We start from the raw sequence: 10342 nt of genomic DNA, 5'->3' as shown, positions 1-10342 counted from the left end.
CACGTCGCCTCCCGGCAACTCACCCCGGAAGCCTACCTCGCCGCCGCGCGATCCCACTGGTCAATCGAAAACGGTCTCCATTGGGTACTCGACATGACTTTCGACGAGGATCGCGCCCGCAACCGAAAGGACAATGGCCCGGAAAACCTCGCCATTCTCCGAAAGCTCGCCCTCAACGTTCTCAAACGCGCCAGACCCAAAATCTCTATCCGACGAAAAAGAAAACGCTCCGGATGGTCCAACGACTTCGCACGATCCGTCATCGGTCAAGTGCGATAGCCCTGTGCGCAGGCGTGCCAGCCCTTGACTTTCGCCGCCGCCACCCGTAACGAGCAAGTTCGATTTCGTCGCAGAGCCGAAATGCGAGCAACCGACCGGTCCGTGAGGCCGGAGGTCCACGCCCGACAGCGCGTTGCGCCCTCGGGCGTGTTTTGCGTTATCGCATCGACGCTCTGCAGCCATTCAGGCGGGAAGGAAGCATCATGTTCGAAGGATTATCCGAACGCCTTTCCGGTATTCTCGGGGGGCTGACGCGGCGCGGCAAGCTCTCCGATCAGGATGTGCAGAACGCCCTGCGCGAGGTACGCCGCGCCCTGCTGGAGGCGGATGTCGCGCTTGAAGTGGTGCGCTCCTTCACCGATCGCGTGCGCGAGCGGGCGGTGGGCGCGGAGGTCGTCAAGTCGGTCACGCCGGGGCAGATGGTCGTCAAGATCGTCAATGATGCGCTGGTCGAGATGCTCGGCGCCGAGGCCGAGACGATCAATCTCAATGCCACGCCCCCGGTGCCGATCCTGATGGTCGGTCTCCAGGGCTCGGGCAAGACCACGACGACCGCCAAGATTGCGCGTCGCCTCAAGGAGCGTGACAAAAAACGCGTGCTGATGGCCTCCCTCGACACCCGCCGTCCGGCGGCGATGGAGCAGCTTGCCGTGCTGGGCGGGCAGGTCGAGGTCGATACGCTGCCCATCGTCACCGGCCAGACCGCGCCGCAGATCGCGCGCCGCGCCATGGAGGCGGGGCGGCTCGGCGGCTATGACGTGGTGATGCTCGACACGGCGGGCCGCGTCACCGTCGACGAGGCGCTGATGGGCGAGGCGGCGGAGGTCGCGCGCACCGTCGATGCGCATGAAGTGCTGCTCGTGGCCGACGCGCTGACCGGGCAGGACGCGGTCAACACCGCGCGCGCCTTCGACGAGCGGATGGGGCTCACCGGCATCGTGCTCACCCGCATGGATGGCGATTCGCGCGGTGGCGCGGCGCTTTCGATGCGCGCGGTGACGGGCAAGCCGATCAAGCTGATCGGCACCGGCGAAAAGGTTGATGCGCTGGAGGAGTTCCACCCCTCGCGCGTGGCCAACCGCATTCTCGGCATGGGCGACATCGTTTCGCTGGTCGAGAAGGCGTCGGAATCCATCGACCAGGAAGAGGCCGTGCGCATCGCTGAGAAGATGCGCAAGGGCAAGTTCGATCTGGCCGATCTGCGCAACCAGCTCGCGCAGATGGAGAAGATCGGCGGCGTCGGCGGGCTGATGGGGATGATGCCCGGCATGGGCGCCATGAAGAAGCAGCTCGAAGGCGCCAATGTCGACGACAAGGTGATCAAGCGCCAATGCGCCATCATCGATTCGATGACGCCGAAGGAGCGCCGTAGCCCCGATATCCTCAAGGCCTCGCGTAAGAAGCGCATCGCCGCCGGCGCGGGCATGAAGGTCGAGGACGTCAACAAGCTTCTGAAGATGCATCGCCAGATGGCGGACATGATGAAGCAGATGGGCAAGAACAAGCGCGGCGGCATTGCCGGGGCGCTCGGCTCGATGTTCGGCCTCGGCGGTGGCGGCATGCCCGGCGGGATTCCGGGTGGCATGCCCGGCGGGATGCCCAATCCGAGCCCGGAAATGCTCGAACAGGTCAAGAAGCAGATGGGCGGTCAATTACCGCCCGGCATGGGTGGCGGTGGTATCCCGCCGATGCCGCCCGATCTCGGTGGCGGTAAAGGCGAGGGCAAGAAGGATGCCCCTTCGCTGCCCGGTCTCGGCGGTGGCGGCGCGGGCGGGCCGAAGCTGCCCGGTCTCGGCCTGCCCTTCGGCGGAGGCAAGAAGAAGTGATCAACGCGGTTCCGGTTCTGGAGACGCCCCGTCTCACCCTGCGCGGCTGGCGCGAGACCGATTTCCCCGGTTTTGCGGCATTTTGCGCGGATGAGGCGACGCGGCGTTTCATTCCGGGCGCGGAAACCGAACCGAAGGCCTGGCAGCGCATGTGCGGCTTTGCCGGGCAATGGAGCCTGCGCGGTTACGGTTTCTGGGCGCTGGAGCGCAAGGATGACGGTGCCTTTGTCGGCTATGCCGGCTTCTTCCATCCGCCCGACTGGCCGGAGCCCGAGCTCGGTTGGGGATCGGTTCCGGCTTATCGCGGTGCGGGTTTCGTCACTGAAGCCGCGCGGCGCATGCGCGCGTACGCCTATCAGGATCTGGGATGGAAGACGCTGGTCAGCTTCATCCATCCCGAGAACCATCCCTCCGTGCAAGTCGCCCTTCGCCTCGGCGCGACCCATGAGCGGGATCACGAATTGCGGGAAATGCGGCTCGGCGCCTGGCGCCATCCGTCTCCTGCGCAATGTCGCGACTGAACCAACTGGAGAAAAAGACAATGGCCCTCAAGATTCGTCTCACCCGTGGTGGCGCCAAGAAGCGCCCGTATTATCGCATCATCGTCGCCGATTCGCGCTTCCCGCGCGATGGCCGCTTCATCGACCGGATCGGCGCCTATGACCCGATGAAGCCGAAGGATGCCGCCGATCGCGTCGTGCTTGATGTCGAGAAGGCGAAGGAATGGCTCGCCAAGGGTGCGCAGCCGACCGATCGCGTCGCCCGCTTCCTCGACCAGGCCGGCCTGATGAAGCGCGCAGCCCGCAACAATCCGGAAAAGGCGAAGCCCGGCAAGAAGGCCGAGGAGCGCGCTGCAGAGCGGGCCGAGAAGGCTGCCGCCGCCGCTGCGCCTGCCGAAGGCGAAGGCGCTGCCGCCGAGTGACCGGCACGCATTCTGACCGGAAGGTGGCTGCGTGATGGGTGCCGGATCGAAACGGCGCGGATCGCGTCCCCCGGCGGGTGCATCCCGCCGGCCCGCCCGGCCCGGTATGGATCGGGCGAATGGCGGCGCGCGCGCAAAAGTGTCCGCTGCGCCCGCCTCATCCCTGCCCGACGATGCCGTACGCATCGGCGAATGCGGGCGCGCGCACGGGCTGCACGGCGAATTGCGGCTGAAATCCTTCACGGATGATCCAGCCATGCTGGCGCGTTACGAACCGCTCTTCGACGAGGGCGGCAAGCTTCGCGTCATCAAGGCGATGCGTCCGGCGCCCGGCGGGTCGGCGGATATCTTTCTCGCGCGCATCGAGGGCGTTGACGACCGCAACGCGGCGGAAGCACTCAACCGGTGCGGGCTCTATACCACCCGAGATGCGCTCGCAACGCTCGATCCGCCAGAGGAAGACGAGTTCCTGCTTGCCGATCTGATCGGCCTGAAGGCAGTGACCCCGCTGGGCGAAATGCGCGGAACGGTGGTCGAGGTGCCCGATTACGGCGCCGGAACGCTGATCGGCATCGCCCCGGTCGCCGATGCGAATGCGCCGCTGCGGGCCGGCGCGCGCGGCAATACCGTGCTTCTGCCCTTCACCAGGGCGTTCTTCCCCGAGATCGACATTGCCGATGGGCGCATCGTGGTCGATGCGCCTGATGATGTCTTCGAAGCCGATGCCGGTGATTTGCCTCCTGACGAGGCGGAGTGAGCCTGATGTGGCGTGCCGATATCCTCACGCTCTATCCGGAGATGTTTCCCGGCCCACTCGGTAGCTCGCTTTCCGGTGATGCGCTCGCACGCGGGCTCTGGTCGCTCAACACGCATCAGATCCGCGATCACGGGCGCGGGCGTCATCGCGCTGTCGATGATACCCCCGCCGGCGGCGGCCCCGGCATGGTGATCCGCGCGGATGTGCTCGGCGAGGCGCTCGATGCGGTGAGTGTTGCGGATGATCCGCGTCCGCGTCTGTACATGAGCCCGCGCGGGCGCCGGCTCGATCAGGGGCTCGTGCGCGAGCTCGCAGAAGGGCCGGGCGCCGTCATGCTTTGCGGGCGCTTCGAGGGCATCGACGAGCGGGTGATCGCGGGGCGCGATCTGATCGAGGTCTCGATCGGTGATTACGTGCTCTCGGGTGGCGAGCTCGCGGCGATGGTGATGCTCGATGCCTGCGTGCGGCTGTTGCCGGGCGTGATGGGGGCGAGCGCGTCGGGGGAGGAGGAGAGCTTCGAATCCGGGTTGCTCGAATATCCGCATTATACCCGCCCCCGCGAATGGGAGGGGCGGGCGATCCCCGATATCCTGCTCTCGGGCGATCACGGCGCGATTGCCCGCTGGCGGCGCGAACAGGCGCTCAGGATCACGCGCGAACGGCGCCCGGATCTGCGCGCCGCATCCGATGATCAGCCGGAATGAGGCAGTTTCGGGGCCCGGCTTGATCTGGCGCAAGGCGAGGCGGGCCGGGTGCAGGCAATCTGGCGGGTGAAATCACTGATCAGGCAACGGGGCGCATCGTGACCAAGCTCGCCATTCTCGTCTTCATCTTCACTGCACCGACTTTCGCCGGTATTTTCGTCATCGGCGTACTGACGGTCGATATGGCGATGGCCAGCGCCATGCCGATCGTCCTTGCCGCGCTCGCAGGTGTCCTTCTCGCCGCACCGGCGAGCTGGTTCATCGCGAAGGCGATCATGAACGCGACGCGCTCGCCGAAGAACGAAAACGCCTGACGGGTCAGTCCGTAACGACCGGCCCGTCCGGGATCGCAGCGCCGTAGAAGATCACGCTGGCGCCCAGTTGCGGGCGTTCCTTCAGATACGCTGCGATCTCCGTGAGCGTTCCGAACCGCGCCTGCGCATCCGGCAGGCTCGCCTGTGTGGCGACGACGCAGGGCGTGTCGGCGGGAAGGCCCCGGGCGATCAGGGCCTTGACGAGGAGCGCAAAGGTCGCCTTGCCCATGAAGACGCAGGTCGTGGCGCCGGGATCGGCCAGAGCGGCGATGTCGAGATCCTGTGGCAATTGCCCGTCGACATCGTGGCCCGTGACGAATTGCAGGCGCCGCGCCACGCCGCGCCTGGTCAGGGAGAAGCCCAGTTCCGCCGCTGCCGCCGTCGCTGCGGTGACGCCGGGGACGATCTCGAAGGCAATACCCGCTTCGCGCGCGGCGACGATCTCCTCATCGAGGCGACCGAAGATCGTCGGATCGCCGGATTTCAGCCGCACCACCCGCTGCCCCATCTTCGCATGCGCCACCATCAGCCGGCTCACCTGCGACTGCTTGGGCGAGACCCGCCCCGCGCGCTTGCCCACCGCGATCAGCTCGGTCTGTGCACTGGCGTGCTTGAGCAGCGGCCCGGCGCCGAGATCGTCGAACAGGATCACATCAGCGGCCTCGATGCGCTTGACCGCACGGATTGTCAGGAGATCGGGATCGCCGGGGCCGGCGCCGATCATGGTGATGTGACCGCCCTTCGCGGGTGTCTCGGACATCGTTTTCAGGCTCCGTTGTCATGCGCATCGAAGGCGCTGATCAGGTGGAAGAAGGACCCGGTGACATGGCCGCGCCGGGAACCGGTCTCAGGCACCTCCTTGCCATTGGCGTCGACGACCCGCGCGAGCGGCTCGTCGGGCTGGGCCAGGATGGTGGTATAATGGAATTCGTGCCCGCGCAGCGCCGCACCCGGCGCATGGCCTGGTATCGGCGCATGCAGGGTGGCGTGGCGGTAGCCCAGATGCATGGAGCGTTTGGCGAAGGAGGTTTCGAGTCCGATCAGCCCGGCCATTTCATGTCGCACACCCTCGGCATCGATCAGCCCCGCGCCCAGCGCCATGTAGCCGCCGCACTCGCCATGGACCGGGCGCGTGCGCGCGCATTCATGCAGGCCCTTGCGGAAGTTCTGGGCCTGGGCAAGCCGCCCGGCATGAAGTTCCGGATAGCCGCCGGGAAGCCAGACCACGTCGCAGGCCGGGTCCGGCGCCACGTCGGCGAGCGGCGAGAACGGGATGATCTCGGCCCCCGCCGCGCGCCAGCGATCGAGCAGATGCGGATAGACGAAGCTGAAGGCTGCGTCGCGGGCGAGCGCGATGCGCTGACCGGGCGGGGTGACGGGGGTGGCGCGGGTTTCGCTCATGGAAAGCCGCGAGGGTGCCGCCAGCGCCGTGAGCGCGTCGAGATCGATATGGTCTTGCGCGAAATCCGCCAGCGCGTCGAGACGGGCGGCGAGGTCTTCGGTATCGCCGGCCTGGACAAGGCCGAGATGGCGCTCGGGCAGGACGAGATCGGCGCGTTTGGGCATGGCGCCGAGCACCGGAATGCCGGCCTTCTCCATGCCCTTGCGCAGCAGCATGTCGTGGCGCGGGCTCGCGACGCGGTTGAGGATGACGCCGGCCAGCGTGATATCGTCGCGGTAGAGCCGGCAGCCGAGCGCGATGGCGGCGGCGGACTGGGCCTGGCCGGAGACGTCGATCACGAGAATCACGGGCCATTCGGTCAAGGCGGCGATATCCGCATTCGAGCCATCGCCGGAGGCACCGGGCTGTGCCACGCCGTCGAACAGGCCCATCGAACCCTCGGCGATAGCGATATCCGAATCGCTCCCGCGTGCGAGCAGTTCCGCGAGCTGCGCCCTGGTGAAGGCCCAGCTGTCGAGATTGAAGGAGGGGCGACGCGCCGCCGCGCTGTGGAAGGCGGGGTCGATATAATCGGGCCCGCATTTGAAGGGCTGAACCGTGAGACCGCGCCGGCTGAGCGCGCGCTGGATGCCGAGCGTCACCGTGGTCTTGCCCGAGCCGGAGCGCGGCGCGGCAATGATCAACCCGCGCGGTGCCGGTGTCGGTGCCGGATTCGGCGTATCGCCCATTTGCATTTCTCCTGACAGAAACCTCGCACGGTCCTATAACGCATTTGATGGAGAAAACAGGCCCGAAGACCGAATTGCGTCGTGGATGGACCACGGGAAGCTGCGCCACCGCCGCCGCCCGGGCCGCCTTCCATGCGCTGCATCGCGGCGATTTCCCCGATCCCGTGACGATCGCCCTGCCGAGCGGTGACCGGGTGGCGTTCTCGCTCGCCATGCATGATCTCGGCGAAGGATTCGCGCGCGCGGGCATCGTCAAGGATGCCGGTGACGATCCGGATGCCACCCACGGGGCGCTGATCATCACGAAGGTCACGCGCAACGCGCCGGGTGCCGGCATTGCTTATCGCGCGGGGGAGGGGGTCGGTACGGTGACGCTGCCCGGCCTGCCGCTGCCGCCGGGCGAGCCGGCGATCAATCCGGTGCCGCGCGCCATGATCGCGCAGGCGATCCAAGAGGAAGCGCAGGCGCTTGGCGTACCCGCCGATGCGGTGGTCGAGATCGCTATTCCCGATGGCGAGGCGATCGCGCGCAAGACGATGAATCCGCGTCTGGGCATTATCGGCGGTCTCTCGATCCTGGGCACGCGCGGCATCGTCATCCCGTTTTCCTGCGCCGCCTGGATCCATTCGATCCATCGCGGCGTGGATGTGGCCCGCGCCGCCGGGATCGACCATGTGGCGGGCTCCACCGGCAACACGTCTGAACGCGCCATCGCGGCGCTGGATGATTTGCCCGAGATCGCGCTGATGGATATGGGCGATTTCGTCGGCGGCATGCTGAAATATATCCGCAAGCACCCAATTCCGCGCGTCACCATCGCCGGCGGATTCGCCAAGATGGTGAAGCTCTCGCAGGGGCTGATCGATCTGCATTCGCGCTCCGGCAGCGTCGATCTCGTGCATCTCGCGCGCCTCGCCGGGGAGGCGGGGGCCTCGGATGAACTCGTCGCGGCCATCCCGCAGATGAATTCTGCCCTCGAAGCGCTTCAGCGTGCGGATGCGGAAGGCATCGATATTGCCGGCATCGTCGCCGCTCATGCGGTCAAGACCGCCGCGCGGCTGGTGCGCGATACTGATATCGGTGTCGATGTCGCGATCTTCGACCGCGAGGGAAAGCTACGCGCCCGGACTCCGATCACCACCGCCGCCAACGTCACCGCCATCGCCTGAGCGATAGCGTCGGTGATAGCCGGCATCGTAGAGGGCGCTGTCGCGGAAATCCGAGGCGCCGAGCACGCGCCCGACCACGATCAGCGCCGTGCGCTCGACCGGGTCTTTTGCATGGATCGCGCCGATCGTCTCCAGCGTGCCGCGCAGGATGCGCTCGTCGGGCCATGAGGCGCGGTAGACGATGGCGACGGGACAATCGGCGCCGTAATGCGGGATCAGGCGCTCGACCACGTCGTCGAGGACGTGGATCGAGAGATGGATCGCGAGCGTCGCGCCGGTGGCGGCGAAGGCTTCCAGCTTCTCGGCCTCCGGCATGGCTGAGGCGCGCCCGGAAGTGCGGGTCAGGACGAGGCTCTGGGCGACTTCCGGGAGGGTGAATTCGCGGCCCAGAGCTGCGGCGGCTGCGGAGAAGGCGGGCACGCCCGGGGTGATCGTATAGGGGATGCCGCGTGCCTCCAGCCGGCGCAACTGCTCGCCCATGGCGCTCCAGACCGACATATCCCCCGAATGCAGCCGTGCGACCTCGAGCCCGGCCTCATGCGCGCGGACATATTCCGCCTCGATCGCGTCGAGATCCATCGGTGCGGTGTTGATCACCCGCGCATCGGGCGGGCAGAGCGCGATGATCTCGGGCGGGACCAGCGAGCCGGCATAGAGACAGACCGGGCAGCGCGCCACGAGATCGCGCCCGCGCACGGTGATGAGATCGGGGGCGCCCGGCCCGGCGCCGATGAAATGCACGCTCATGTCTTGTCCTTCTGCGTCGAATGCGCGAGTGCGACCGCCGCTGTTGCCATGCGGTCGGCGCCGATCATGCGCGCCACGATGAGCCGCGCCTCGCCCGATGGCGCACCTTGCGCCGCCGCAGCGAGCGCCGCCGCCTCGCAAAGGCTCGCCCCTCCGGGCAGGCGGGTGACGCGGGTTTCGCGGGTAGTGACGTTTTGCGCCTGCGCGGCGAGTGCCGCTGCGTCGAGGGCAAGGATGGTGAGGCCGTGGCGGGCGGCGAGGGTGCGCATGGCAGGGCTCTCGGCCTTGTCGCTCGCGCTCGCGAGAACGGGTGGCGGGCGCGCGCCGGGCGCCTTCGCCATGGCGGCGGCGATGGCTGCACCGAGGACGGCATCGAGGCTCTCAGGGCTCGCTTCTCCGCGAAAGCCGAGGCCGATGATGAAGGGGGACGGCGTGTCCGTCATCGCCGATAGCACCATTGCGTCACCGGCATCGCCGCGCGCCAGCCGCGCATCTCGCCGACCGGGGTGACGCGGGAGAGCGCGATGCGGGTAAGATCACCGCCCAGCCGCGCATGCAGATCGATGAGCATTGCCTCGCTTTCCAACGTCACCGCGTTGATCACGAGCCGCCCGCCGGGTTTGAGCGCGGCGAGCGCGGAATCGATCACCCCTTCGCGCGAGGCGCCGCCGCCGATGAAGATCGCATCCGGGGGCTCCAGCCCGTCGAGCGCGTCAGGCGCGCGCCTGAGGCGGAAATCGACATGCGGCACGCCGAGCGCCAGCGCATTCTGCGCCGCGCGCCCCAGCCGGTCCGGGCGCGCCTCGATGCCGATGGCACGGTTATGCGGATGGGCGAGGCACCATTCGATGGCGACAGAACCCGCCCCGGCGCCGATATCCCAGAGCAATTCGCCCGGCCGGGGCGCGAGCGCAGACAGCGTCAGCGCCCGGATCTCGCGCTTGGTGAGCTGGCCGTCATTGGCGAAATAGTCGTCGGGCAGGCCGGGCGCGCGGGGGATCAGGGCTGCATCGGGACCGGCCTCGACAGTGATGGCGAGGGCGACCGGGGTGGTGATGTCATCGGGAAGCGTTGCATCCGCGCGCAGGCTACGGATGCGCTCATGCGGGCCGCCGAGGCGTTCGAGCAATATGAGGCGAGAGGCGCCGCAGCCGGTCTCGCGCAGGAGTGCGGCGGCCTCGGCAATCGCCGCGCCGTCGCGCACCAGCACGATCAGCTTGGCGTCGTGATGCAGATGCGGGCGTATCAGGCGGATCGGGCGAGCGTGAAGACCCAGCGTCACACACTCCTCGAGCCGCCAGCTGAGACGGGCGCAGGCGAGGGAGAACGTCGCGGGGGCGGGGTGGATTGTGAGCGCGTCGATCGGCAGATAACGCATCAGGCTGCCCCCGGCGCCATGCCATAAGGGGTCGCCGGAGGCCAGGATGGCGATACGCAGGGCGGGTTCGGTCGCGTGGCGCGCAAGCAGTTCTTCGAGCGAATCGGCAAAGGGCG

Annotated in this window: 13 protein-coding genes; 8 read left to right on the top strand and 5 right to left on the bottom strand. The window is 67.6% G+C overall.

Annotated elements, in window-relative coordinates; translation table 11 throughout:
* From VKP01_RS14940 to VKP01_RS14910, 7 genes are all read left to right on the top strand, one after another.
* Positions 1–279 (top strand): ISAs1 family transposase (locus tag VKP01_RS14940; RefSeq protein ID WP_324413662.1); only part of this gene is annotated, 279 nt, incomplete at its 5' end.
* Positions 280–482: 203 nt separating this feature from the next.
* Positions 483–2105, top strand: coding sequence for a signal recognition particle protein (gene ffh / locus VKP01_RS14935; protein ID WP_324413660.1), 1623 nt, complete (start codon positions 483–485; stop codon positions 2103–2105).
* Positions 2102–2626 carry a GNAT family N-acetyltransferase gene (locus VKP01_RS14930; protein WP_324413658.1) on the top strand — a complete coding sequence of 175 codons (525 nt, stop codon included), beginning with the start codon at positions 2102–2104 and terminating at the stop codon, positions 2624–2626. Before ffh ends, VKP01_RS14930 begins: the two co-directional genes overlap by 4 nt.
* A 20-nt stretch (positions 2627–2646) precedes the next feature.
* Positions 2647–3027 (top strand): 30S ribosomal protein S16, encoded by a 381-nt coding sequence (gene rpsP, locus VKP01_RS14925; RefSeq protein WP_074446440.1) that lies wholly within the window; start codon positions 2647–2649, stop codon positions 3025–3027.
* 139 nt (positions 3028–3166) lie between these two features.
* A complete protein-coding gene (gene rimM, locus VKP01_RS14920; protein ID WP_324413656.1) occupies positions 3167–3784 on the top strand; it encodes a ribosome maturation factor RimM in 618 nt (205 codons plus the stop codon).
* Positions 3785–3789: 5 nt separating this feature from the next.
* Complete coding sequence (gene trmD, locus VKP01_RS14915) at positions 3790–4488, top strand: tRNA (guanosine(37)-N1)-methyltransferase TrmD (protein WP_324413654.1); 699 nt, start codon at positions 3790–3792, stop codon at positions 4486–4488.
* 98 nt (positions 4489–4586) lie between these two features.
* Entirely contained in the window at positions 4587–4802 is a 216-nt protein-coding gene (locus VKP01_RS14910; protein ID WP_324413652.1) for a hypothetical protein, read from the top strand.
* Positions 4803–4806: 4 nt separating this feature from the next.
* On the opposite strand, the gene cobA is transcribed toward VKP01_RS14910, so the two are convergent.
* Both cobA and VKP01_RS14900 read right to left on the bottom strand, forming a co-directional pair.
* A complete protein-coding gene (gene cobA, locus VKP01_RS14905; protein WP_324413650.1) occupies positions 4807–5562 on the bottom strand; it encodes a uroporphyrinogen-III C-methyltransferase in 756 nt (251 codons plus the stop codon).
* 5 nt (positions 5563–5567) lie between these two features.
* Positions 5568–6932: a cobyrinate a,c-diamide synthase gene (locus VKP01_RS14900; RefSeq protein WP_324413648.1), complete on the bottom strand. Its 1365-nt coding sequence runs from the start codon at positions 6930–6932 to the stop codon at positions 5568–5570.
* 47 nt (positions 6933–6979) lie between these two features.
* On the opposite strand from VKP01_RS14900, the gene VKP01_RS14895 reads away from it, so the two are divergent.
* The gene (locus VKP01_RS14895; protein ID WP_324413646.1) at positions 6980–8101 is read left to right on the top strand and encodes a cobalt-precorrin-5B (C(1))-methyltransferase; all 1122 of its coding nucleotides are present in this window, start codon (positions 6980–6982) and stop codon (positions 8099–8101) included.
* On the opposite strand, the gene cobM is transcribed toward VKP01_RS14895, so the two are convergent.
* The 3 genes from cobM to cbiT form a co-directional block, all read right to left on the bottom strand.
* Positions 8048–8848, bottom strand: coding sequence for a precorrin-4 C(11)-methyltransferase (cobM, locus tag VKP01_RS14890; RefSeq protein ID WP_324413644.1), 801 nt, complete (start codon positions 8846–8848; stop codon positions 8048–8050). The genes VKP01_RS14895 and cobM overlap by 54 nt on opposite strands.
* On the bottom strand, positions 8845–9291 hold the full coding sequence (locus VKP01_RS14885) for a cobalamin biosynthesis protein (RefSeq protein ID WP_324413642.1): 447 nt from the start codon (positions 9289–9291) through the stop codon (positions 8845–8847). The genes cobM and VKP01_RS14885 overlap by 4 nt, the downstream gene beginning before the upstream one ends.
* A partial coding sequence (cbiT, locus tag VKP01_RS14880) for a precorrin-6Y C5,15-methyltransferase (decarboxylating) subunit CbiT (RefSeq protein ID WP_324413640.1) occupies positions 9288–10342 on the bottom strand: 1055 nt, incomplete at its 5' end. The genes VKP01_RS14885 and cbiT, both read right to left, overlap by 4 nt.

It is taken from the genome of Saliniramus sp., from assembly GCF_035311605.1.
Classification (GTDB): domain Bacteria; phylum Pseudomonadota; class Alphaproteobacteria; order Rhizobiales; family Beijerinckiaceae; genus Saliniramus.
The sequence above is the reverse complement of the archived record's forward strand: the minus strand, read 5'-3'. Positions and strand labels throughout refer to the sequence as shown.